The organism is Peptoclostridium acidaminophilum DSM 3953 (genome assembly GCF_000597865.1).
Lineage (GTDB): Bacteria > Bacillota > Clostridia > Peptostreptococcales > Peptostreptococcaceae > Peptoclostridium_A > Peptoclostridium_A acidaminophilum.
Genome location: NZ_CP007453.1, coordinates 277,334 through 302,010 on the forward strand (window position 1 = coordinate 277,334; position 24,677 = coordinate 302,010).

Sequence of the window (24,677 nt, forward strand, 5' to 3'; positions counted from 1 at the left end):
TCAGCCACGCGAAATATCCAGAGTGCAGCCTGAAGCCTCCAAGCAGCATGTAGCCGTGAATTGTTGCAGTTACAGCCAGCATGCCACCCATATAAGGGTGGATTTTTTTTAGGAGCTTTGCGCTTCTCTTCAGAGTCTCGCTTTTATTTTTAAAAAGATGCTTGTTTATCCTCCTCACTATATACATACTCACCTGAGTACTTGCAAGAATTATGTTAATCCATCCCAAGAGTTTCAGCACTTCATAGCTATTCAACTATCTTACCCACTGCCTTCAGGCCTTCAAGCTTTGAATATCCATGAGGGGCATCCTTCAGCATCTGAGATATGTCCTGGCCTGCCGAGACTTTCCCGTGCATGCCCTCATTCCAGTTGGGATGCTCTGTAACCTCGTAAACAATCCCGTCAACTGCTACATATGCAGGATTTCCATCTTTGCCGTTGTACTTTGCCAGTTCATCCAAAGTGATTTCCAAAGACTCGCCGGCCTCATTAGCGCCCTGCTCCTGACCGTTCTCCTGCGCCTGGTTTTGTGGCTCCTGAGTTTGCTCTTGATTTGAACATCCCCCAAGCACTGCAAGCGCAAAAACAATTGAAAAAGCAAGCGACAATACTCTCGTTTTCATAAACAGCCTCCTTTCAAGATGAATTGATTGTTTTTCGGCATAAATTCAGGTTGCACGTTAATTATAGTTTTATTACCCGTTTTGCAATTAAAAACACTACAACAACCACAAAAGTAAATCCAAAAAATTGGGCGCGTTTCTTTACCGTATTTTGGGTATAGATAAAACCTACAGCAATAACTCAATTGCGTAAGAAGTGTCAATTGGCTCGAGATATTGAATTTGCGTTTAAAATAATTCAGATAAAAGCAGACGGGAAGTGATGTTTATGAAGATTGGTATAGTATACGGCGGTATTTCTGCGGAAAGAGAAGTTTCGCTGAATTCAGGCGAAGAAGTTTTTGCTGCCTTTGACAAGGAAAAATATGACGTAGTGAAGATTAGGATAGATGGTATGGAAGATTTGGCCAAATGCAAAGGGCTGGATTTTGCATACATTGTTCTCCATGGAAGGTTTGGAGAGGACGGCATGGTTCAGAGTGTTCTCGAGAGCTACAACATACCTTATACAGGCTCAGGCCCTATGTCAAGCGCACTCTGCATGGACAAGGACATAACAAAGAGAGTATTAAAGAGCGCAGGCATAAACACAGCGCCATGGCTTTCGGTGGCTTCGATGGAAGATATAGATTATGACTATGTTGACAGCATGGGCTATCCTGTGGTTGTCAAACCGAATTGCGGTGGTTCAAGTGTTGCAACCAACCTTGTCAAGAAAAAAGAGCTCCTGGACGATGCGGTCGCATTGGCATTCCAGTATGATAACGAAGTTATCATAGAAAAATTTATAAAGGGAGATGAGATAAGCTGCGTTATACTCGAGGACAAGGTCGTATCAGTTGTATTGATTAAGCATAATGCGGAATTCTTCGACTATGAGGCCAAGTATAAGGACAGCGGAACTCAAGAAACGGTAGTACGTTTCCCTGTTGAGCTGCACAATCAAATTCTCGATATGGCCAACCTATGCTGGAAGGTTTGCAAATGCAAGGTTATGGGCAGGGTTGACATGATAATAAGTGAGGGCGTGCCTTATGTGCTTGAGCTTAACACACTGCCGGGACATACTAAAAACAGCATATTTCCCAAAGGAGTGCAGGGAGCAGGAATTAGCTACAAGGAAATGCTGGAAATTATAACTCAAGCATCATTGCAGGTAAAGAGAAAGTAAACAAATCGAATTGGTAAAGAGATTAATATAGCTATATTCAAAAACCCTTTTTTAAAGGGTTTTTGTCGTTTTATGGGAAAAACCGACAAAAACACGAATGACAATCGGTAAATTTGAGGAACATGTTCACATTATTGATTCGGAATGATTTTAATTATAAATCAAATAAAGTTAAGCTAAATACATATATTAATTTCGTGGATGTGATTAATTATTTGTGGTATTATATAAAAGTAGAAGTGATGGACGGATATTGTTGAAAATATTTCGAATTGAAGAGGAGTGTATTCTATGGGAGGATTATTTGGTGTTGCTTCAAAAAAGGATTGCGTATTAGACGTATATTTTGGAACTGATTACCATTCGCACCTTGGAACAAGAAAGGGCGGAATGGCTATCTGGTCTGGAAGCAGCTTTAATAGGGCAATCCACAACATCGAAAATATTCAGTTCAGGGCAAAATTTGAAGCTGAGCTTTTGGAATTCAAAGGCAATATGGGCATTGGCTGTATAAGCGATTCTGAGGCTCAGCCTCTGACTGTGCGATCACATCTTGGTCAATATTCAATATGTACAGTCGGCAAAATCAACAACATGGATGAGATAGTTGCCAAGGCGTTTGAACATAAGATAATACATCTTATGGAGACAAGCAAAGGGGTTATAAACCCAACTGAGCTTGTTGCCGCAATCATTGACCAGGAAAATTCGTTCAAGGAAGGCCTGCTGAAAGCACAGGAACTGATTGAAGGCTCCTGTTCTATTCTGGTTCTGACTCCGAAGGGGATCTATGCCTCGAGGGATAAATTCGGAAGAACTCCACTTATAATAGGCAAGAAAGAGGACACATACTGCGTATCTTTTGAATCGTGTACCTTTGCAAATCTGGGATATATCTATGATTCCGAGCTTGGACCAGGAGAGATAGTTCTTCTGAGTCCCGACGGTGTTGAAAAAATTGCGCCACCTAAGGATAAACTGAAAATTTGTTCTTTCCTGTGGGTGTATTATGGCTATCCATCCTCAACATATGAGGGAGTTAGCGTGGAACTCATGCGTTACAGAAATGGTGCGTCAATGGCCAAAAATGACGATGTAGAAATCGACATGGTTGCTGGGGTTCCAGACTCGGGTGTTGGGCATGCCATAGGTTATTCGAACCAATCGAAAATACCTTTTGGTCGTCCCTTCATAAAATACACACCAACCTGGTCGAGGAGTTTTATGCCGCAGGATCAGGACATAAGAAATCTTGTTGCAAGAATGAAGCTGATGCCGATTCCTGAGCTGGTTTCAGGCAAGCGACTCTTGTTTTGCGATGACTCGATTGTCCGCGGTACTCAGTTGAGAGAAACTGTGGACCTGCTGTATAACTGCAATGCAAGTACTGTTCACATACGTTCGGCTTGCCCTCCGCTTGTGTTTGGTTGCCCATACCTTAATTTCTCGACTTCACGTTCGGAAATGGACCTTGTGGCAAGACAGGCCATCATTGAGCTTGAAGGCAAGGAACCAGAGTCACTCAAGGAGTACTGCGATCCGGCTTCTGAAAAGTATGACGCCATGATTGAGTGCATCAAAAAGCGCCTCAATTTCTCCACGCTTAAATATCAGAACATCCATGATATGAGGGATGCGATAGGTATCGGCAAGGAAAAGCTGTGCACATACTGCTGGAACGGAGAAGAATAACTACAAAATAAATTGCTAGAAGGTGCAGGGCAAAAACTAATAGTTTAATTGCCTTGCACCTTTTTTTTATGATAAAATAAAATAATACGGCAGATATAATCGTACTTTAGTATGACATTAAGAATCACAGTATGATTATTAGTTGAATACATTAGACAAAGGATGAGAAACAATGTCGAAAGTAGTGGAAAGATTCATTGAATATATTGCCTACGATACAAGATCAGACGAAGATTCCAATACAATACCAACCACCCCCGGACAAATGGTATTTGCGAGGGCGCTGGCAAAAGAATTGTCAGATATGGGGATGGAGGATGTTTCTCTGGATGAAAATGGCTATATAATGGCTACGCTCCCTTCTAACGTCGAGAAGGACGTTCCTGTCATAGGATTCATAGCACATCTTGATACAAGTCCCGAGGTATCGGGAGCAAACGTAAATCCAAGGTTCGTGGAAAACTACAACGGAGAAGACATTATACTAAATGAAGAAAAGCACATAATTCTCTCGCCCAAAGAGTTTCCTGAGCTTAAAAATTACGTTGGCAAGACTTTAATCACAACGGACGGCAACACGCTTCTTGGAGCGGACGACAAGGCGGGAATAGCCGAGATAATGACAGCTATGGAAATTCTCCTTCAGAATCCGCATATCAAACACGGCAGAATAAGAGTGGCATTCACAACAGATGAAGAGATCGGGAAGGTCGGCGAATATTTCGACGTTGAAAATTTCGGCGCAAACCTGGCATATACTCTCGACGGTGAGGGAATAGGGCAGCTGATATACGAGAATTTCAATGCCGCAAGTGCCAAAATAAACATATACGGCAAAGCTGTTTTCACCGGTGAGGCTAAGGGGAGAATGCTGAATTCAATGGGCGTTGCCAGGGAAATTATCAATCACTTTCCGAATGATGAAACTCCTGAACACACAGACGGTTACGAGGGCTTCTATCACCTTGCCTCCTTTAGCGGAAAGGTGGAGGAAACGAGGCTCCACTATTTTATAAGAGATTTCGATGACAGGGGTTTCGAAAACAGGAAGTCATTTGTTGAGGACACGGTTTCATCTATCAATAAAAAATATGGCGAGGGCACGGCCGTGCTGGAAATGACAGAGCAGTACAGGAATATGAAGGCGAAGATAGAAGCAGTAAAATATGTAGTCGACATAGCCAGCGAAGCCATGAAGGAAGTAAATATATTTCCTAATGTAGAACCGCTAAGGGGAGGAACGGAAGGCGCGAGGCTTTCACACATGGGACTCCCCACTCCGGACCTTTCTGCAGGCGGCCACAATTTCCACAGCAAGTATGAGTTCATATCAACTTATGCAATGGAAAAATCCGTTGAAGTAATACTGAAGATAGTTGAATTGTTTGCGGAAATGTAAAATATCTCAGAGTTTCCCGGGAGTGAATAAAAATTATGGCAAATTTAAATAAAAACAAATTCATGATTCCTAGGACCAAGAGCAAAATGGTTGAAAGGGAATCACTGCTAAGCAAGCTGGACAATGCCTTAGGTACGAAGCTCACAATATTATGGGCACCGGCAGGGAGCGGGAAAACCACGGCTATAGTATCATGGCTGGAATCGAGAAACCTGGAGGGCAAGACAGCCTGGATATCGCTTGACGAGAGGGATGACAACCCGGAGTTATTCTGGAGCTGCTTTGAATATGCAGCGGGAAAAATCATGAGAGACGAACCGCAGCCGGGAAACGAATCATCTGTTGAAGCTTTTCTAAATGCGATTTCAGAGTCAGACAGTGAACTCCTGCTTGTTATGGACGATTTTCACTTCATAAAAAATGCAGAAATATTAAGGGACATAAAACACCTGATTGACGATATGGGCAGCAATATACACATAATAATAACAAGCAGGACAAAAGTCAATCTGAGCCTTGCAAGGCTAAGGCTCAGCGGGGAAGTAACCGAGATAGACAGAAAAGATATGGCATTCGATTACCGTGATGCAGGTGAATTTCTCAGGAGCAACACAAAGCTTAAGATATCTGAAAAAAACGTGAAGCTAATTAATGACCGCACAGAGGGTTGGGCGGCAGGAATCCAAATGGCAATGCTGTCTCTGAAGGAGAAGAAGGACTTGGCCGAGCTCGAGGAGAAATTCAATGGTTGCAGCGGCTACGTTGAGGATTATTTCAGCGAGGAAATATTCAATGAGCAGCCTGAAGAAATTAAGGATTTTCTGCTCAAAACATGTATTCTGGACGAGCTTGTTCCCGGGCTTTGCAGTGCAGTAAGCGGCAGAAAGGACAGCCAAGAGCTTCTTGAGCATATATATGATTCTAATCTCTTCGTAGACAAGCAGGATTATGACGAGAAGATATTCAGATACAATACGCTCTTCAAGGAATTCCTCCTTTGCAAATCAAAGGGGATGAACCTGGACGCTGTATACGAAGCCAGCAACAGAGCTGCTAAATGGTACAGAGAAAGTGGAGTTTTGAATAAAGCCATCAACCAGTATATAGAAGTTGGGAATTTGGAGCCAGTCATTGACCTTGTAGAGTCCGAATGCATAAGAATGGTCCTTTGCAGTGAGCAATCACAGGTATTCCACTGGCTGGAAAGCATTCCGCAGGACATAATCCTAAAAAAACCAAGGCTGTGCATAGCAAATATGTTCATTCATATATGTGACGACATAAGCTACTCGAAATATCGTGAGTTTGCCATCAAAACTTTGGAATCCTACGAAGATGAGGATTTCAGGGGAGAATGCCAGAGGCTGATGACAATTGCTGAGGGTGACAGGCATTTCATCAAATCGGAGTACAAAAAAAGCATAGGACTTTATGAAAAGGCTCAAGCCATTCCAGGAAATACAGCCCTATATGATATTGCAATTAATCTTAAGCTTGGGGTTGCTCATTTTTATATGCATGATCTGGAGGGTGAGAAAATATACTTCGACAAGGCTTTGCTGCTAAGCCAGTCATACCAAGATGAAATAATGTACTTGGTTGTTTGCAGGACTACAGTATTCACTAAATTCCTCAGGAGGGAGCTTGTCGAGTGTGAAAGCATATGTGGCGTGTGCATAAATAGCAGGATGAATGATGCATTGAGGAAATCCTCCTTTATGTCTATTTTCTATATAATCCTGGCGCTTGTTTACTATGAAAGGAATAATATCGGCAAGGCCGAGGAGTATGTGAGCACAGGCATTGAACTGATTGAGAGGGAAGGCAAGCCCATGCAGCATTGCTACACTCTGTATACAGGGCTATACGTCTATGCGGGAATTCTGCTGGACAAAAACAATAAAGCCGAGCTTGAGAAGGTCTGCACGAAAATAGAGGAGCTTTCCAAAGGGATTGAATACGAAAGGATACCGGACTTATACTATCTGAACAAGCTGGAAAGCTATTTTGACCTGTTCAAAATCGAAATATTCATGGAAGCGGGGAAGGCTAACATTGTCGAAAAATACATTTCGAAATTGGACTATAAAATCCCGCAAGAGCTTGTGATGTTTTCGAAGACACTGATTGACAAAGGGAAGAGCGATGACGCCCTTATGCTTCTCAATAAAATACTGATATCAGAAAACAAAGAAAACCAGTATTTGAGGCTAAAGGCTCACATATACAGAGCAGAAATCTTCTCACAGGAAGACCAGTATGAAAACGCAACTAAGGACCTCAGGGAAGCCCTGACAATAGGATACGAAAATGGCTTTATAAGAATATTCATGTTCAAAAGCATAAAGACAAGCAGAATGCTTATAAAAACGATAGGAAGCATGAAGTTCAACAAGGACTATTATAAAATGAGCGAATATCTCAACAATATAGCTGCCCAATATTCAAAGGATAAGGATTTCGAAATAGTAAGCAAACGGGAGAAAGAGGTGCTGATGCTCATAGAAAAAGGTGCAAAGAATTCTGAGATTGCAAAGGAGCTTTTCATCACAGAAAGCACTGCCAAGAGCCATATACTCAACATTTTCAGCAAACTGGGGGTTCGCAACAGAGTCCAGGCTGTAGCCAAGGCAAAAGAGCTTGGAATACTCTAAAGCACGCCGGCATCATAAAGAGATGCCGGTTTTTTTTGTAGTTTTTCAATATAAGCCTAAAGTATGATTAGTTGGATGTCGTTTTTCAACCCTGACGATAATACTTTAAGAGGATTTTGAATGTTGAGAAAAATGATATATTGTACAAATAACAGAACAATCACAGCACATGCGCCGCATATATGCAGCTTGCAATTAAACAGCTAATCTTAAAAATATTTCTGCAGAGTATTTATATTTCAAGGAGGGCAGGATGTCGAAAGTAGTAGAAAAATTTCTAAAGTATGTAAGCTTTGATACAACTTCAGATGAGGAGTCGGCAAGCGTGCCTTCGACTCCGGGTCAGCTTGTACTGGCAAAGGAGCTGGCAGAGGAACTTAAGGCGATGGGTCTTGAGGATGTCTCTTTAGATGGAAAGGGCTATGTCATGGCGACTCTGCCATCAAACATGGACAGGGAAACTCCGGTTCTGGGTTTCATCGCCCACATGGACACGAGCATGGAGGTTTCCGGAAAGGATGTAAAGCCTCAGTTCGTCGAGAATTACGATGGCGGCGACATAGTATTGAACAAGGAGCAGGGCATTGTACTGTCGCCCAGGGATTTTCCCGAGCTAAAAGCCTATATAGGAAGCACACTCATAACGACCGACGGGAAAACGCTTCTTGGAGCCGACGACAAGGCAGGAATTGCAGAGATAATGGCTGCAATGGAATATCTGATTGAAAACCCGCAGATAGAGCACGGGACCATCAAGGTCGCCTTCACTCCTGATGAGGAGATTGGAAGAGGAGCAGACCACTTCGATGTCGAAAAGTTCAGGGCTGAGCTTGCATATACTGTAGACGGCGGAGGCATAGGGGAGCTGGAGTATGAAAACTTCAATGCGGCCAGCGCCAAGATAACAGTCAGGGGCAGGAATGTCCATCCAGGAAGCGCAAAGGGCAAAATGGTCAACTCTATGCTGATTGCCGGAGAGTTGATGAGAATGCTTCCAAAGAATGAAACGCCTGCGGCGACAGAAGGCTATGAGGGTTTCTATCATCTGGTTTCAATTAGCGGAGGTGTCGAGGAGACAAGCCTTAGCTACATAATCAGGGATTTCGACGAGGAGAACTTTGGAAAGAGGCAACAATTCATATCAGGTCTTGTAGAAGATATCAACAGGACATACGGGCCAAAAACTGCAGCAATAGAAATCAAGGAGCAATACAGAAACATGAAGGAGAGAATTGAGCCTGTAAAGCATGTAGTAGACGCCGCATTTCAGGCAATGAAGGAAGCGGGCGTGGAGCCAAAGGTGCAGCCTATAAGGGGAGGCACAGACGGCGCCAGACTTTCATTCATGGGGCTTCCAACGCCGAATATATTCACAGGCGGTCACAATTTCCATGGTAAATACGAGTATATTCCTGTTAATTCCATGGAAAAAGCAGTGGAAGTAATAATAAATATTGTAAAGCTATACTCAAAATAAGAGGAGGATAAATATGTCTTCAAGCGCTAAATCAAAAAAAATGCTGACATTGATACCCTTGGTGTTGATGGTTTTCACTTCTGTTTATGGATTCAACAATATCCCGAGATCTTTCTACAAGATGGGATATGCGGCTATTCCATGGTTCATGCTCTCAGGCATAACATTCTTCGTACCGTTTGCGCTTATGATAGCCGAATTCGGCACAGCATTCAGGAAGGAAAAAGGCGGAATTTATTCATGGATGGAGAAGTCGGTAGGTCCAAGATTCGCATTCATGGGAACCTTCATGTGGTACGCGTCATATGTAATATGGATGGTAAATGTTGCATCCGGACTTTGGGTGCCTGTATCAAACGCCATTTTCGGGAAAGACACGACTCAAAGCTGGAGCATGCTTGGACTTGAAGGACCTAAGGTGTTGGGAATTCTGGGAATCGCATGGATACTGCTTGTAACATTCACATCAACAAAAGGTCTCGACAAGATAAAAAAGGTGACCTCAATAGGAGGAACAGCCGTTATACTTATAAATATTTTCCTTTGGCTTGGAGCCATTGCAGTGTTCATAGGAAACCACGGCCAGCTTGCGCAGCCTATAACAGGGCTAAGCTCATTCACTCAAACGCCAAATCCTAATTATATTGGAGACATTGTTGCAGCGCTCGCATTCGTAGTGTACGCAATATTTGCTTACGGCGGAATAGAGGCTGTCGGAGGGCTAGTTGACGAAACTGCGAACCCGGAGAAAACGTTCCCTAAAGCAATACTTCTGTCGGGAGCAATAATATCAGTGGGATATTCAATAGGAATACTTTTTGTGGGGGTATTCACCAACTGGTCAAGCGTCATGAGTGTTGAAAACGTAAACCTTGGAAATGCCAGCTATATAGTCATGTCAAACCTGGGCTATTCGCTAGGCAGCGCTTTCGGAGCAAGCGAGGCGGCTTCTATGGCTATGGCGCACGGCGTTGCAAGGTACGTGGGACTTTCAATGTTCCTTGCACTTTCAGGCGCATTCTTCACACTTATGTACTCACCGCTAAAGCAGCTGATCGAAGGAACTCCTGCAGAGCTTTGGCCTGGCAAAATGGGACAGATCAAAAACGGAATGCCAGTAAATGCAATGTGGATTCAGGCCGGAATAGTATGCGTGATGATATTCCTTGTGGCTTTTGGCGGCAATTCAATGGCCAGCTTCTTCAACATACTTGTTTCAATGACTAACGTAGCCATGACCCTGCCGTATATGTTCATAGCAGCAGCATTCCCGTACTTCAAGAAGAAAGCTGAAATCGAGAAGCCGTTTGTAGTGTTCAAAACTCAGGGAGCAGTAAAAATATGGACAGCCATAGTGCTGCTTACAGTTGGTCTTGCAAACGTATTCTGCATAATACAGCCGGCGTTAGAGGGAGACATGCTTACAACAATGTGGAGCGTGGCCGGACCAATAATATTTGGTGCTGCGGCATGGGTTATGTATTCTAGATACGAAAACAATATGAAATCTGAATCGAGCAAGGAAAGCACTGAAAAAACAGCATAATCGAATAATAAGATAAGTATGGCATAGCATGTATTGAAAAATACATGCTATACTTTTGTATAGAACTTGGCAAAACAGGAGGACTCACTCATGCAGATAAATAGCAGGATAGACGAACTCAGAGGCGACCTGATAAGCTCAACTCAGGAGCTAGTAAAGATAAAGAGTGTAGAAGGAGAAGCCGGGGAAGGCATGCCGTTTGGCGAAGGTGTGGCTCGTGCACTCGAAAAGGCGCTTGAAATATCAAAAAATCTCGGCTTCAATACGGTAAACATGGACGGCTATATAGGATACGCCGAATACGGCGAAGGCGAAGACTACGTTGCGGTGCTTGGTCACCTCGACGTAGTGCCTGAAGGAAGCGGCTGGCTGCATCCTCCTTACGGCGCCGAAATCCACGACGGCAGGATGCATGGAAGAGGAACAATGGACGACAAGGCCCCTATTATGGCAGCGCTATATGGCCTTAAGGCTGTCGTCGATTCGGGTCTTGAGCTGTCAAAGCGGGTCAGGATAATATTTGGAACCAATGAGGAGACTGATTGCGCTGATGTGCCCTACTACTTCAAAACCGAAAAGGCCCCAGTGGCTGGTTTTACGCCTGACGGCAACTACCCTATAATATACGGGGAAAAAGGAATAACCACGTTCGATGCTGTCATGAATTTGGAAAACAAGTGCTCGGGCGGTGTGATTATAAAATCGATAAAGGGCGGCCAGAGGGAGAACATGGTGCCGGACTACTGCGAGGCCCTTGTTCAGGCAAAAAACGCAGGGGAAGTCATAGAGGCTGCAGAGAGATTTAAAAGCAGAACATCATTTGATGTGACAGCCGAGTCAAATGGCAATGAGGTCATAGTAAAATCAGCAGGCAGAAGCGCCCACGGAAGCACTCCGCATCTTGGAAAAAACGCCATAATGCAAATGCTTGCGTTTCTCGGGGAGCTTCCTCTTGGCAAATGCGACATAGCCGACTACATAGGCTTTTTCAACAGGCATGTGGGATTTGAAACGGACGGGAAATCCATGGGCATAGGGCTCGAGGACAAGGAATCAGGAAAGCTGTCCTTCAACGTGGGGACGATAGCTATGGATGCGAAGAGGGTGTCGATGGGACTTAACCTTAGATACCCTGTGACCTTCAAATACGAGGACATGATGGAGCCTTTCAGCAGGAGAATAGAGGAAGCGGGTATAACGTTAGAGAACATGTCCCACCAGAAGCCCCTGTTCTTTCCGGAAGACCATCCTCTCATAAAGTCGCTGCAGAAGGTATATGCCGAGCAGACAGGCATGGAGGCGGAGCTCCTTGCAATAGGCGGCGGAACGTACGCCAAGGAGATGCCGAACATAGTAGCCTTCGGACCGGCATTCCCTGGAAAGCCTGATGTTGTACATCAGGCTAATGAATATATTGAGATTGAAGAGCTCGTGTTAAACGCCAAAATCTACGGCCACGCAATATACGAGCTCGCGAAATAATCCAAAAGCTGTTGAAAACCTTCAAGCCGAACATATTTTAAATCGGTTTGGAGGTTTTTTTTTGCCATTTGATGTATAATTGAATTTAAACTTCTCTACGCAGCCAGAGTTTAGCATTGCGTTAGCGTATCGTAGGAGAAGGTAATAGTATGGTGTGCCATATAGCATGAAAATATAGTATAGGGTGGATTAAATGCGAGAATTTCTGGTTGTTATAGCTTCATTTTTAATTATTCCGGTATTAAGTAGAAGAAAGGTGCCAATAGGCATTTCGATTTGCGCATGTGCACTGATTATGGCAATAGCAGGCGGAATCGGACCAGACGCTTTTATCGGTATTATACTGAATACGTTTTTCAATCCTAATAAATTGCAGCAGTTCATAATAGTATCGGAAGTAGCTGTTATAGGTGTCCTGCTCAAGAAATACAAAATCATTGACGAGTTGCTCGGCCATCTGACAAGAGTTTTTAGCAGCAACAGGCTGCTTCTGATGTTCATACCCGCCTTGATTGGAATGCTTATAGTGCCCGGTGGAGCTATGATGTCAGCGCCTCTTATTGACCAGCTGGGTGAAAAATCGAACCTGACTAAGTCTCACAGGGCGATAATCAATTTGATTTATCGCCATATTTCCATGCATATTATGCCGTATGCAACCGGTTTTTTGATTGTGATGTCGCTGGCGCCCCAAATTTCAATCTACAAGCTCATGTTGCTGAACAGTATTTTTGTAATCATGTATGTAGTAGCCGGATACTTTTTATATATCAGGAGAGTTCAAAACCATAAAGCTTCCGAGCATATCTTCTGTTGGGGAAACCTGTTCAGTTTTTTCAAGCTTTCTTCGCCCATATATGTGGCAGTGCTGTTGAATTTGATGCTGGGCGTTCCTTTTTATATGGGAATGCTGGCGAATTTGCTTGTTTTATTTTTGCTGCGCCCGACTGAGACATTCCTTGTCGATGCAGCAAAGGCATTCAACTTCAATGTGCTTTATGCGCTGATTGGAGTATATCTCATACAGGGCATCATCGGCAGTATGGAAGAGCTGACTTTATTCCTGACATTGGTTTTCTCTAATCCAAGCACAGTGATGCTTGGGATAATAGCGTCATCTTTTTTCTTTGGGATAACGACGGGCTACCAGCCCACGGCTTTGGGGGTCGTATTGCCTATACTTATAACGCTCCCGCTATCGGACAATCAGCTGTTGCTTTATTGTCATTTCACGTTTATGTGGGGATTTGTCGGATATTTTTTCTCGCCGATGCATCTGTGTCAACTCTTCACCTGCGAATATCTTCAAGTGCCTACCGCCGATTTGTACAGGGAGTACTGGAAGTTCTTTGTTTCACTTGTGATTATTCTGGTATTAAACTATTTTGTTATGGGATTTTTCCTAATATAATAAATAAAGGTTTCGATTTTTAGAAAGGGTGAAACTATGAGCAAGCAATTATATATAACTGAAAAGCCGTCTGTTGCAAATAGTTTTGCTAATGCGCTGGGCTTTAACATTACGCAGTCAGACAGGGGCAGGGGCTACGCCGAGGCGGAAAACGCCATAATAACCTGGTGCTTTGGCCACTTGATTACTATGGCTTATCCCGATGCCTACAACCCTGCCTACAAGTCTTGGCGGGTGGAGCATCTGCCGATTATCCCGGAGGAATACAAGTACGTGGTTATAGACAACAAAGGTACTGTTAAGCAGTTTGAAGTTATAAAGTCGCTCATGTCCAGGGAGGATGTGGACATCATATATGCCTGCACAGACAGCGGCCGGGAGGGCGAGTACATTTTCAGGCTGGTGTACAATCAAATCGGTTCAAGCAAGCCTGCTAAAAGGGTCTGGATCTCATCCCAGACAGAGGATGCAGTCAAAAAAGGGATCCAGGAGGCAAAGAGCATAAGCGAGTACGATTCCCTTGCAAAAGCAGCTTACTGCAGGGCCAAGGAGGACTGGCTCTTTGGTATGAATTTCAGCAGGATGTACACATGTCAGTACGGCAGGAAACTGTCGGCTTTTTTAAAAGAAGAGAAATCCGCCGTCATACCCATAGGAAGGGTTATGACCTGCGTGCTTGGCCTTATTGTAGACAGGGAGCTTGAAATCAGGAATTTTGTGCCAAGGCCTTATTATGGAGTTACGGCCACTTTTCTTTCAAAAGACAGCGAGATCAGCTACAAAGGCAGATGGCAGCAAAAGAAAAAGAAAGAGAAGAATCCGGCTGAGGATCAAGAGGACGAAGATAAATATATAAGCAAAGACGAAGCGGAGGACATCATCAAAAAGCTCGAGGGCAAGGAGGCCATTGTCAAAAAGGTCGAGGTAAAAGTGAAAAAGGAGCAGGCTCCATTGCTTTTCAACCTTGCAGAGCTGCAGTCGGAGGCCAACAAGAAGTTCAAACTTTCCGTAAACAGGACGCTTGAAATCGCACAGAGCCTCTACGAGAAGAAGCTCATATCTTATCCAAGAACCGACAGCCGTGTGCTTTCAACTGATGTCGTGCCCGAGCTGCCAAGGATTCTAAACGGCCTTTACGGCAACGCCGACTTCAGGGCTCATACGCTCAGGATAAAGGAATTTGGAAAGCTGGCAATAGACAAGAAAACAAAGCGCTATGTGGACGACAGCAAGGTTACGGATCACTACGCTATCATTCCAACCTACGTTACGACTGAGCTTGCCAGGCTGGATGAGGACACAAGAAACGTCTACAGTCTCATAGTAAAAAGATTTCTTGCCATTTTTTATCCCCCGGCTGAATACAATACGGTGAGGGTAGAGACAGGGATAGACTCGGAGATATTCGTTACCAACTCCAAAGTGCTGAACGTGCAGGGCTGGAAAGAGGTATACGAAGTAACCTCCTCGAAAAAGGAGGAGCTGTCCGACTCTCCAATTCAAAAGCTGATCAAGAAGGAAAAATGCGATGTGACAGGCTTCGAGCTCGAGGAAAAGGAGACCAGACCGCCGTCGAGGTTCACAGACGGTTCACTCATAATAACGATGGAGAAGGCTGGTAAATACATCGAAAACGAGGAGCTAAGGGAACAGATAAAAACATGCGGCATAGGCACCTCGGCCACACGCGCGGGTATAATCAAGAAGCTTGTGGACATCGGGCACATAAAAATAAACCCCAAGACGCAGATAATCACGCCGGAGCCGAAAGGCGAGGCAATAGTTCAGCTTGTACGACTTACAGCAAAGGAACTCCTAAATCCAATACTCACCGCCAGCTGGGAAAAGGGACTTTTCATGATAGAAAATCACGAGATAACAGAAGATGTTTTCGATGAAAAATTGACACAATATATAAACAGAACGATTGAAAAGATAAAAAGAACGGGTTATGGAGGAAGATTATATGGTCTGGAGTAAAATGAAGCAGATTCTTGAGAGTTTTATTTGTCCCGGCCTTGTGGGCAGGGTGGAATACCGAGCAACAGGCTATCGCTACATGCCGGGCAAGGCGGCGCAGTGTTATATCACGGTAGACAAAAAAGAGGTCTTCAACATGAGCGATGGAGCTGCATCGATTAGGTGGTACCAGACGGAGCAGGAGATAAAAAGCGACCCCGATGTCAAAATACCGCTAAGCGAAGAGGATATAGAAAAGGTAAGGAAAGAAACGGGCGGGACAGTCCCGGAGGAACGTCTGGCTGTGATTGCAAGGAGCCGCAAAATAGCAGATTATGCAAAGGAAGTCATGGCGGCTCAGGCGGCGCTGAGCAAATCCAATTTCCAATCCGCGGCCAATGATTTCCTGTCAGGTTCAATAGAGGAAAGCCTTGAAAGCGGGGACATTCTACTCAACGTCTTCGCCTTGGTGGACAGGCGCGTGGGGAAAAAGCGAATACTGGGCATGGAGGATAAGATGAAGCTGAAACACCCGATTGTGCAGTATTTTTACGAGCTGCGCCGCAGCACTATGTAATCAAGGCCGTTTACAATCACAATATCAAAAAAACCAAACCACTTGGTTTCAAGGGGTTTGGTTTTTTTGACTAAAATCAGGGGCTCATAGAGCTATGAGATTACTCAGCTGCGAAATTCATGCCGCCGACTTTGCCGTATGTCTGGGATATAGATTTAACAGACATGTTCACATTGCCGTGCTGTTTCAGCATTTCATGGAAATCGGAAAAGTGATTACGAGGCAATATGATTGTAAGTATCAGTCTTTCAGTGCCCTCTATGCCATAGCCTAACGTTGTAGTTACCGAATAGCCCTGAACACGCAAATTGTCAGCCAGAAGCTTGCCTGGAATTGGATGCTTGTATACATCTATTTCAAACAGGCCGAATGCCAGTTTCTTTTCGATTTTACTTCCTAAAAAGACTCCAAACATTTTACCCACAGCAAAAGCTAAAACAAATCCATATCCGGATGAAGTTGTTGTAAGCTTAAATGCATAAACGAATATTATGGCATCTATAAAAGTGGTCACATAAACAGGTTTGATTGCCTTCTGTGCCAAGAAAGTCGTTTTTAAATTTCCAAGACAGGTTCCCAATACATTTAATAAGAATATTATTAGTAGATTGATCATAGTATTTATCATTGTTTCTCCTTTCAAAAAAATAAAATACCCCTGTCCGAGCAACAAGGGTATTGATTAAATTCCTTATAATTGTGATGACTTTAGTAGTATCTCATGTTTTTCGGGTTTTGTCAATATGTGCCACCAGGAAGAGTCGCTGAATGATTTAATTGTGAGGTTGCTGTTGATTTGTTAATTGGGTATAAAGATATCAAGAGTTATTACACACCTTGAGAAACTACAATGTGAAAATCATTTTGAGGGAATAGTTTGATATGCAATGAGGAGGCGGACGCTATTACGGGAGAAAAGAAAAAAGGGATTTTAATTGGAGTGCTTATAGGCTGCTTTGTTACACTGTCTGTATTTGGGATAAGGAGCATGCTTGAAAAAACGAAAATCAGCGAGGAAGTCAGGAGCTTCGAGCACGTGATAATGGGATGGGATTATGTTTCGGACAAGAGGTTCGTTTCTGAAAAGTCCTCAAAGTCGGGCTACAATACAGTGGCACCGCTCTGGTATCAGATAGAGGGCAGCAAGACTGACATTAACGGAGTGAGCCTTAAGATGACTTCTGACAGCGAATATGTACGCATTGCGCATGAAAATGGTTACAGGGTGTGGGCGATGCTTTCTGATGGTTTTTCGCCGTCAAGGAGCAGGCTAATATTTGAAAATGAAGACAAGATGAACAGTATAATAGACAGCATAGTGGCCGATGTTGTAAAAAAGGATATCGACGGAGTCAACATAGACTTTGAAGGGGACGGAAGAAAAAACAGGGAAGGTTTTACAAGGTTTGTAACGCTGCTTTCGAAGAAGCTAAGTGAAAGCGGGAAGGTGACGAGTGTAGACGTTACAGGCTACGATACCTACAGTCTTTCATCCTACTATGACAGGGTTGCCTTGGCAGAGGCTTGCGACTATATAGTGCTCATGGGGTACGACGAGCACTGGTCAGGAAGCACTGTCGCGGGCTCGGTATCATCGCTGGGCTGGGTGAAGGGAAATGTCGAAAAGACACTTAAAGAGGTTCCATCAGAAAAGCTGGTGCTTGGCATACCCTTCTACACCAGGGCGTGGAGAGTAGTCGAAGGTGAAGGCGTGGAGGTTGTCAATTCGTATGTCAACGTCAGGAGCGAGCCGTCTACAGATGGCGAGAAGCTTGGCGCGGCGCAGAAGGGGTCATTCTACAAGTTTTTGGAAAGCATGAGCATTGACAAGGCAGGCAAAGCAGATGTATGGCACAAGATAAATTTCAACGGGAAAGAAGCGTATGTGCATTCGGACTATGTTAGAGTCAGAGACTACGGCGAAGAGGGCAGGGCTTCCTCGAAGGCATATGCCATAAGAATTCAAAGCAATATCATAAGGGATAACTCCCCGGATATAGCCTTGGATAATGAAACCGGACAGAATCTTGCTGTTTACAAAAACAGTGACGGAAGCCTTACAAAAATTTGGATGGAGGATGAGCTTTCCCTCAAAGGCAGAGCGGGAATAGTCAAGGAACTCGGCCTTGCCGGGGTAGCTGCCTGGAGGCTGGGATACGAGGAAGAGGACACCTGGAAGCATGTGGTGGAAGGGCTAATTGCGGAATAACAGTATTAGTGAAAAAAGAGTTAATTCCAATAAGAATTTAATATTCGTACACAACAAAGCCGAGGGATCTGCAATGAGACCCCTCGGCTTAATTTATTTTGCTGGCATTTAGTGGCTGCACTCGTGTCCGTGTTCATGGCAGGAGTCGCCTGAGTCTTCAAGAGCTCCCTCGAGCCACTTAAGCGCTACAGCCTTGACATCGCCTGAGCATCCGCGGAGCACCTCGATGCCCGAGTCGTTTAGTACTCTTACGGCTCCGTCGCCCATGTTGCCGGCAAGCATGACCTTAACCCCGATTTCCGAAAGAGTCTGCGCTATGTTCGATTTGCAGCCGCAGCCTACTGGGGAAGCTACTGTTTCCTCGGCTACTATGTTCTTACTGCCTGTGTCAACTGTAAAAACAGTGAAATACTCGCAGTGGCCAAAGTGGTTATCTATAAGATTCTGGCGAGATGGTAGTGCTATTTTCATAAAATCAGTCCTCTCATATAAAAGCTCGTGCGGCATATTGTGTTCGTGTAGTAAACTGCATATTCCTGTTTATAATTATAATGAAATGATTGTCATATGTCAATTATTGGGGAGATTATTCAATGATACTAAAAATCTTGCAGCAACTGACCGTGAATGGGTAAACATATTAACGATATATTAGTGATGCAGCTGAATGATTTTTCGAAACAGCTTATTATTCTTTCGAAAGAGGTGAAATTATATGAATATAAAATTTTTAGGAGCCGCCATGTCTGTCACAGGCTCATGCCACCTTGTCACCACGGACAAGTATAAGATACTGCTCGACTGCGGAATGTTCCAGGGAAGCGAAGCCATGGAGGAGCTTAACTACCAGGAATTCGCATTCGACCCGTTGGAAATCGACTTCATGCTCCTAAGCCATGCGCACATAGACCACAGCGGCCGGATACCGCTGCTGATAAAGCGGGGGTTTGAAGGCAGGATATACTGCACTGACGCGACAGCCGACCTTGCCGATATCATGCTGCAAGACAGCGGCAATATACACGAAAGAGAGGCCGAGTGGAGCAACAGAAGAGCCCAAAGATCCGGCAAAGATACGGTGACGCCGCTTTACAACCAGGAAGATGCTGCAGCTTGCGCGGCGCAGTTCAGTCCCGCAATTTATGGGCAGGTTATACAGATAAATCCAGATATCACAGTAAGATTCAGTGATGCGGGCCACATACTCGGCTCATCAATCATAGAGCTTTGGATAAGGGAAGGTGAAGAGGAGACGAAGCTTGTGTATTCAGGGGATCTGGGAGTGAAGAACAAACAGATAATTAACGATCCGACAATTATAGAGGAGGCCGACTATCTTATAATGGAGGCTACATACGGAGACCGCGTTCATGAAAGCAATAAGGAGAGCGTGCAGCGTCTCATGCAGATAATCCTAAAGACCATAAGGCGCGGGGGCAATGTTGTCATTCCTTCTTTTGCTGTCGGCAGAACACAGGAGCTCATATACGAGCTTGAGCTGTTTTACGAGAAGCATAGGGAACACAGGAAGGAACTGGACAAAATCATGGTCTACGTAGACAGCCCTCTTGCAACAAGCGCCACTGAAATTTTCCGTAGAAACGCCCAGGTTTTTGACGAAGAAACCAGAAAACGCATAATAGAAGGAGAGGACATACTCGATTTTAAAAACCTGAAATTCACGAGAACAATAGAGGAATCTAAGAGGCTCAACTACGACAGGTCGCCGAAAATAATCATATCATCGAGTGGAATGTGCGATGCCGGAAGAATAAAGCACCACCTAAAGCACAACCTGTGGAATCCAAAATCGAGCATAGTTTTTGTGGGCTATCAGGCTGAAGGAACGCTTGGAAGATCTATTCTCGACGGAGACCGGCACGTTGACATATTCGGAGAGGATATAAGCGTCAAGGCTGAGGTCCACTCGCTCGAGGGTTTCTCTGCTCATGCCGACAAAGATTATCTTCTTGAATGGCTTTCGGGCTTCAAGAAGGCGCCGCGCGGAATATTCCTCGTCCACGGGGAATCGGAAGCAAAGCAGGCATTTGCCTACGCGGTTAAGGATGAACTTGGATATGACTGCACTGTTGTCGAAGACGTCTCGGAATACAATCTCGAGCAAGGCGAGCGGGTTGGAGCTGAAGATTTCAAAAGCGCAATCGAAAACAAGGAGCAGATGCTAAAAGTAAAGGGCAAGCTGGCTAATGTGAGAAACGAACTTGGCGCAGTGCTTAAAAACACAAGTCTTCTGCTGGATGAAAAAATGACGAAGGAGAAGCTTATAGAGATTTCAAATCTGGCACTGGAGCTTGAGAAGATTACTATAAAACTGGGGACTGCAGTAGCTGACAAAGAAAGCCAGCAGTAGGTTAGGGGAAAGCTGAGGATAATAGTGAATATAGAGACGCAACAAGCCTTAAAAGCAGGCAGTTGCGTCTTTTGTTTTGTCTGTGAAATTTTATCAATATTAGGGCGAGAATACCCTCCTCCTCTTAGGTGGGGGATGAATCGTCTAATGTTTTCAAGTTGTGTTTTTTGTGTCTGCTCCAGGGGTATACATATAATAGCAGAAATCAGCCTTATATGTCACACTAGGAGGTGAAAAGCAATGCTAATTAGCAAAGCGTACAAGTTCCGTATATATCCAAATAGCAAGCAAAGAGAACTGATAGCCAAAACAATAGGCTGTAGCCGCTTTGTGTTCAATCACTTCCTGAATGCTTGGAATAACGAATACAGACAAACAGGCAAGGGCTTGACATATAATTATTGCTCTGCGCAAATGACCCAACTCAAGAAAGAACTTGTGTGGCTCAAGGAAGTAGACAGCATAGCGCTGCAATCCTCCCTGAAGAATCTTGGTGATGCTTTCGACCGTTTCTTCAAGAAGCAGAATGATGCTCCACGTTTCAAATCCAAAAGAAACAAAGTGCAATCGTATACTACAAAATGTACTAATAGCAATATAGCCATAGTAGACAACAAAATCAAACTGCCTAAGCTTGGTCTAATCAAGTTCGCTAAGTCTAAAGAAATAAATGGCAGGATTCTGAGTGCCACTATAAGGCGTAATCCATCCGGCAAATATTTTGTATCTGTGCTTGTTGAAAGCGAAGTGCAAGAGCTACCCAAGTCGAATTCTTCATGCGGAATAGACGTAGGCCTGAAAGATTTCGCCATACTTTCAGATGGCACAGCATACGAGAATCCCAAGTTTTTCAGAACGCTTGAAGCAAAGCTTGCAAGAGAGCAACGCATACTATCAAAGCGTACCAAGTTCTCAAATAACTGGCATAAGCAAAGAGTCAAGGTTGCCAGAATACATGAGCATATAGCCAATGCAAGAGCAGATTATCTGCACAAAATCTCTACCGAGATAGTCAAAAACCACGACATCATCGGCATTGAGGATTTGCAGGTATCCAACATGCTCAAGAACGGCAAGCTAGCTAAAGCGATATCCGAGGTGTCTTGGGCACAATTCAGAACAATGCTTGAATACAAAGCCAATTGGTACGGTAAGCAAGTCGTCGCCGTAGCTAAGAACTTTGCTTCAAGTCAGCTATGCTCTGATTGCGGTTACAAGAATAAAGACGTTAAGAATCTCTCTGTCAGAGAGTGGACTTGCCTAGAATGTGGAGCAAACCATGACAGAGATATTAACGCAAGCATAAATCTTAAAAACGAAGCCCTAAGGCTTCTAACCGTAGGAACTACGGGGTTAGCCTAATAATAAACTGCTCGTTGGAGCGGTATTCTTAGGAATCCGTCCACCTCTAAGCGTTAGTGTAGGTGGCGGTAGTTCAATTAAGCAGCAATCATGCTCTGTACCTGATGAAGGAGTGTGTAAAATAAAGTGTGTATCTTCCTTGGAATTGATATAATCAAACTATCATTCAAGGAGGTATGCACTTTTTATATGGGGATTTTAAGTAAAGATCAAATAAGACAAATGATAAAGCATTACGGAATCAAGGATGCAAAGGACATCCATGAGGCTCTTAAGGACATGTTTTCAGAAACAATCCAGGAGATGCTTGAGGCTGAACTTGATGAGCACCTTGGATATTCAAAATATGACTATAAAAACAAGGAAACGACTAATAGCCGAAACGGCAAAAGAAGCAAGAAGATACTATCAGACCTTGGGGAGTTTGAAATCGAGGTGCCAAGAGATAGGGACGGTGATTTTGAGCCTGTGGTTGTAAAAAATCATCAAAGAAGCGTATCAGGAATAGAAGACCAAGTAATAGGAATGTATGCAAAGGGCATGACAACAAGAGACATAGCAGCTCAGCTAGAAAAGATATACGGGATAGATGCTTCTCCCACACTAATATCAAAGATAACAGATAAGATCCTTCCACTTGCTCAAGAATGGCAAAATCGGCCGCTAGAGCCGATTTATCCGATTATATTTATGGACGCGATACACTATAAAGTCAGGCAGGATGGCAAGGTTATCTGCAAGGCCGCATACGCAGTAATAGGAGTCAACATCGAGGGCAAAAAGGATGTACTTGGCCTTTGGATAGGGGAAAACGAGACAGCCAAGTACTGGCTGCAGGTTCTAAACGACTTGAAAAACAGGGGCGTAAAAGACATCCTTATAGCATCAATAGATGGGCTAAACGGCTTCTCTGATGCGATAAGAGCGGTTTTTCCAAACACGGACATACAAAGATGCATAGTCCATCAGATAAGAAACTCGCTAAGCTATGTATCATACAAGGACAGAAAAGCCTTCGCAAAAGAGCTCAAGGAAGTGTACTCGGCCATAAACGAGCAAACAGCCCTAATAGAGCTTGAAAAGCTCGAAGAAAAATGGGGTGAAAAATACTATATAAGCCTAAAATCATGGAGAAACAACTGGGATGAGCTTTCGGCTTATTTCAAGTATCCTGATGAAATCAGAAAAATAATCTACACGACAAACTCCATGGAGAGCTACAACAGGCAGCTTAGAAAAGTGACCAAAAGCAAGAGTATATTCCCAAGCGATGATTCTCTATTCAAGAGCCTGTACCTTGCAACGGCTGATATCACCCAGAAATGGTGTACAAAACTGCGAGACTGGCACCTGATTCTGGCCCAGTTAAGCATATATTTTGAAGACAGGATTAACCCGTATTTGTAAAAAAAAAGACCATTAAATGTTGGCACTCTAGTTATTTTCACCAAATGGAAAAATATTTAATTTAAGTAATAAAAAGCCTGGAAGGCTCATATTTAAAAGCTTTCCAGGCAACCAACCAATAAAACAATATATCTTTTTTAAGGAATCATACACATAATTATTGACAGACTCTGATGAAGCGCTTCGGGTTGAAGAACAATATTAAGTCTCCGCAACTATCTTTCCGAGTTGGCTCAGGTCATATCCACCGATGCCTTCCAACTCAGCTCTGAATTCGGGTGAGCGGACAATCTGCAGTATTGTTTGGAAAGCAGGCAGTTCCCAATCCTCTTTTATAATAATCATTTCCAATTTTTCCTTCTGTATGGGGATGAAATCTATGCCTCCGACTTGCTGGGCTGTTTTTTCACTGCCTATGCCGATATCGGCTTCGCAGCGGGCTACAGTACTTGCTGCAGCTAAGTGAGATGTGCATTCATGCTCATAGCCCCGTATTGTTTTCCTTTGTATTCCCAGCAGCCTTAGATTTTCGTCAAGCAGGACACGCGTCCCGCTTCCTTTCTCCCTGTTTACTATTTTTATATCATCTCGTTTGAAGTCCAGCCAGTCCTTTATCCCCTTGGGATTTCCTTTCTGCACATAAAACCCCTGAATGCGGCAAGCCAGATGGACTATTGCCGCTGGAATCCCGGGAAGCATTCTGCGAACAAAGGGAGTGTTGTATTCACCAGTATCCCCGTCCCATAGATGGGCCGTTGCTAAATGTACATTGCCTTGATATAAAGCGTAGAGGCCGTTATAGCTGCCTGTATAGGAACGCAAGGCCGGAAAGCCATTGGGATGCATCTCAATATGTCTGGCCAGGATATCCAGAAGTATGTCTTTGCCTGAGATGACCATTACGCCTAAATTTGATGTCATGATATGAGCTTTGGCCTGAGTTTTAATCTGATCTGAGGGTGGATTCTCAAACATATCAGAACGCAAACTGATAGTTTTATTCTTGTATGCGAGGACATCATGATAATCTATGCGCAGCCTGTTACCCACACGATAGGCACTGAGTTCGCCTCTTTTGACTAGCTGATAAACTGTATTTTTAGTGATTTTCAAGATGTCAGCAACTTCTTGAGGCGTTAATGCTGTATTTTCGCTCATTTAATGCTCCTTTTGTTCTTCATAGTATCTATATACCAATATAATTACATTTTGCACAAAAAAGCAATACAGATAACCAAAATAAAAACCAGCCGCCACTGCATAACAAGACACAACAATAAGCAACAAAACATGTAAACTACTGGTCGAATCCGTCAGAAACATTGACACAATAT

At 43.8% G+C, this 24,677-nt stretch carries 18 protein-coding genes; 14 read left to right on the plus strand and 4 right to left on the minus strand.

Annotated elements, in window-relative coordinates; all coding sequences use genetic code 11:
• Positions 1-248: 248 nt before the first annotated feature.
• A complete protein-coding gene (locus EAL2_RS15235; protein ID WP_025436664.1) occupies positions 249-626 on the minus strand; it encodes a cytochrome b5 domain-containing protein in 378 nt (125 codons plus the stop codon).
• Between the two features lie 268 nt (positions 627-894).
• Between EAL2_RS15235 and EAL2_RS12300 the strand changes: the two genes are divergently transcribed.
• The 10 genes from EAL2_RS12300 to EAL2_RS12345 all read left to right on the plus strand — a co-directional run bounded on the left by EAL2_RS12300 (position 895) and on the right by EAL2_RS12345 (position 15,994).
• On the plus strand, positions 895-1,797 hold the full coding sequence (locus EAL2_RS12300; protein WP_025436665.1) for a D-alanine--D-alanine ligase: 903 nt from the start codon (positions 895-897) through the stop codon (positions 1,795-1,797).
• Positions 1,798-2,088: 291 nt separating this feature from the next.
• Positions 2,089-3,489, plus strand: coding sequence for an amidophosphoribosyltransferase (locus EAL2_RS12305; protein ID WP_025436666.1), 1,401 nt, complete (start codon positions 2,089-2,091; stop codon positions 3,487-3,489).
• A 172-nt stretch (positions 3,490-3,661) separates the two neighbouring features.
• A complete protein-coding gene (pepT, locus tag EAL2_RS12310; protein ID WP_025436667.1) occupies positions 3,662-4,888 on the plus strand; it encodes a peptidase T in 1,227 nt (408 codons plus the stop codon).
• 35 nt (positions 4,889-4,923) lie between these two features.
• On the plus strand, positions 4,924-7,542 hold the full coding sequence (locus EAL2_RS12315; protein WP_096325270.1) for a LuxR C-terminal-related transcriptional regulator: 2,619 nt from the start codon (positions 4,924-4,926) through the stop codon (positions 7,540-7,542).
• Between the two features lie 253 nt (positions 7,543-7,795).
• Positions 7,796-9,019: a peptidase T gene (gene pepT, locus EAL2_RS12320; RefSeq protein WP_025436669.1), complete on the plus strand. Its 1,224-nt coding sequence runs from the start codon at positions 7,796-7,798 to the stop codon at positions 9,017-9,019.
• A gap of 13 nt (positions 9,020-9,032) precedes the next feature.
• A complete protein-coding gene (yjeM, locus tag EAL2_RS12325) occupies positions 9,033-10,565 on the plus strand; it encodes a glutamate/gamma-aminobutyrate family transporter YjeM (protein WP_025436670.1) in 1,533 nt (510 codons plus the stop codon).
• Between the two features lie 90 nt (positions 10,566-10,655).
• Positions 10,656-12,047 carry a dipeptidase PepV gene (pepV, locus tag EAL2_RS12330; RefSeq protein WP_025436671.1) on the plus strand — a complete coding sequence of 464 codons (1,392 nt, stop codon included), beginning with the start codon at positions 10,656-10,658 and terminating at the stop codon, positions 12,045-12,047.
• 193 nt (positions 12,048-12,240) lie between these two features.
• Entirely contained in the window at positions 12,241-13,458 is a 1,218-nt protein-coding gene (locus EAL2_RS12335) for a DUF401 family protein (RefSeq protein WP_025436672.1), read from the plus strand.
• A 36-nt stretch (positions 13,459-13,494) separates the two neighbouring features.
• A complete protein-coding gene (locus EAL2_RS12340; protein ID WP_025436673.1) occupies positions 13,495-15,438 on the plus strand; it encodes a DNA topoisomerase 3 in 1,944 nt (647 codons plus the stop codon).
• The gene (locus EAL2_RS12345) at positions 15,425-15,994 is read left to right on the plus strand and encodes an SF0329 family protein (protein ID WP_025436674.1); all 570 of its coding nucleotides are present in this window, start codon (positions 15,425-15,427) and stop codon (positions 15,992-15,994) included. The genes EAL2_RS12340 and EAL2_RS12345 overlap by 14 nt, the downstream gene beginning before the upstream one ends.
• A 100-nt stretch (positions 15,995-16,094) precedes the next feature.
• On the opposite strand, the gene EAL2_RS14935 is transcribed toward EAL2_RS12345, so the two are convergent.
• Positions 16,095-16,637, minus strand: coding sequence for a hypothetical protein (locus tag EAL2_RS14935; RefSeq protein ID WP_148296000.1), 543 nt, complete (start codon positions 16,635-16,637; stop codon positions 16,095-16,097).
• 234 nt (positions 16,638-16,871) lie between these two features.
• Between EAL2_RS14935 and EAL2_RS12355 the strand changes: the two genes are divergently transcribed.
• Positions 16,872-18,203: a glycosyl hydrolase family 18 protein gene (locus EAL2_RS12355; protein ID WP_025436676.1), complete on the plus strand. Its 1,332-nt coding sequence runs from the start codon at positions 16,872-16,874 to the stop codon at positions 18,201-18,203.
• Between the two features lie 108 nt (positions 18,204-18,311).
• Here EAL2_RS12355 and EAL2_RS12360 read toward each other — a convergent pair whose 3' ends face one another.
• Positions 18,312-18,674: a NifB/NifX family molybdenum-iron cluster-binding protein gene (locus tag EAL2_RS12360; protein ID WP_025436677.1), complete on the minus strand. Its 363-nt coding sequence runs from the start codon at positions 18,672-18,674 to the stop codon at positions 18,312-18,314.
• A 244-nt stretch (positions 18,675-18,918) separates the two neighbouring features.
• Between EAL2_RS12360 and EAL2_RS12365 the strand changes: the two genes are divergently transcribed.
• The 3 genes from EAL2_RS12365 (at position 18,919) to EAL2_RS12375 (ending at position 23,343) form a co-directional block, all read left to right on the plus strand.
• Positions 18,919-20,574 carry an MBL fold metallo-hydrolase RNA specificity domain-containing protein gene (locus EAL2_RS12365; protein WP_025436678.1) on the plus strand — a complete coding sequence of 552 codons (1,656 nt, stop codon included), beginning with the start codon at positions 18,919-18,921 and terminating at the stop codon, positions 20,572-20,574.
• Positions 20,575-20,814: 240 nt separating this feature from the next.
• Positions 20,815-21,936 carry an IS200/IS605 family element RNA-guided endonuclease TnpB gene (tnpB, locus tag EAL2_RS12370; RefSeq protein WP_025435841.1) on the plus strand — a complete coding sequence of 374 codons (1,122 nt, stop codon included), beginning with the start codon at positions 20,815-20,817 and terminating at the stop codon, positions 21,934-21,936.
• Positions 21,937-22,125: 189 nt separating this feature from the next.
• A complete protein-coding gene (locus tag EAL2_RS12375) occupies positions 22,126-23,343 on the plus strand; it encodes an IS256 family transposase (protein WP_025434602.1) in 1,218 nt (405 codons plus the stop codon).
• A gap of 201 nt (positions 23,344-23,544) precedes the next feature.
• On the opposite strand, the gene EAL2_RS12380 is transcribed toward EAL2_RS12375, so the two are convergent.
• Positions 23,545-24,501: a substrate-binding domain-containing protein gene (locus tag EAL2_RS12380; RefSeq protein WP_025436679.1), complete on the minus strand. Its 957-nt coding sequence runs from the start codon at positions 24,499-24,501 to the stop codon at positions 23,545-23,547.
• Between the last annotated feature and the right edge of the window lie 176 nt (positions 24,502-24,677).

Bases quoted from the DNA above. Each gene is read 5' to 3' on its own strand.
- EAL2_RS12315 (WP_096325270.1), top strand. From the start codon at position 4,924: ATGGCAAATTTAAATAAAAACAAATTCATGATTCCTAGGACCAAGAGC.
- EAL2_RS12335 (WP_025436672.1), top strand. From the start codon at position 12,241: ATGCGAGAATTTCTGGTTGTTATAGCTTCATTTTTAATTATTCCGGTA.
- EAL2_RS12365 (WP_025436678.1), top strand. From the start codon at position 18,919: ATGAATATAAAATTTTTAGGAGCCGCCATGTCTGTCACAGGCTCATGC.
- EAL2_RS12375 (WP_025434602.1), top strand. From the start codon at position 22,126: ATGGGGATTTTAAGTAAAGATCAAATAAGACAAATGATAAAGCATTAC.
- pepT (WP_025436667.1), top strand. From the start codon at position 3,662: ATGTCGAAAGTAGTGGAAAGATTCATTGAATATATTGCCTACGATACA.
- EAL2_RS12340 (WP_025436673.1), top strand. From the start codon at position 13,495: ATGAGCAAGCAATTATATATAACTGAAAAGCCGTCTGTTGCAAATAGT.
- EAL2_RS15235 (WP_025436664.1), bottom strand. From the start codon at position 626: ATGAAAACGAGAGTATTGTCGCTTGCTTTTTCAATTGTTTTTGCGCTT.
- EAL2_RS12360 (WP_025436677.1), bottom strand. From the start codon at position 18,674: ATGAAAATAGCACTACCATCTCGCCAGAATCTTATAGATAACCACTTT.
- yjeM (WP_025436670.1), top strand. From the start codon at position 9,033: ATGTCTTCAAGCGCTAAATCAAAAAAAATGCTGACATTGATACCCTTG.
- pepV (WP_025436671.1), top strand. From the start codon at position 10,656: ATGCAGATAAATAGCAGGATAGACGAACTCAGAGGCGACCTGATAAGC.
- EAL2_RS12300 (WP_025436665.1), top strand. From the start codon at position 895: ATGAAGATTGGTATAGTATACGGCGGTATTTCTGCGGAAAGAGAAGTT.
- tnpB (WP_025435841.1), top strand. From the start codon at position 20,815: ATGCTAATTAGCAAAGCGTACAAGTTCCGTATATATCCAAATAGCAAG.
- EAL2_RS12345 (WP_025436674.1), top strand. From the start codon at position 15,425: ATGGTCTGGAGTAAAATGAAGCAGATTCTTGAGAGTTTTATTTGTCCC.
- pepT (WP_025436669.1), top strand. From the start codon at position 7,796: ATGTCGAAAGTAGTAGAAAAATTTCTAAAGTATGTAAGCTTTGATACA.
- EAL2_RS12380 (WP_025436679.1), bottom strand. From the start codon at position 24,501: ATGAGCGAAAATACAGCATTAACGCCTCAAGAAGTTGCTGACATCTTG.
- EAL2_RS12305 (WP_025436666.1), top strand. From the start codon at position 2,089: ATGGGAGGATTATTTGGTGTTGCTTCAAAAAAGGATTGCGTATTAGAC.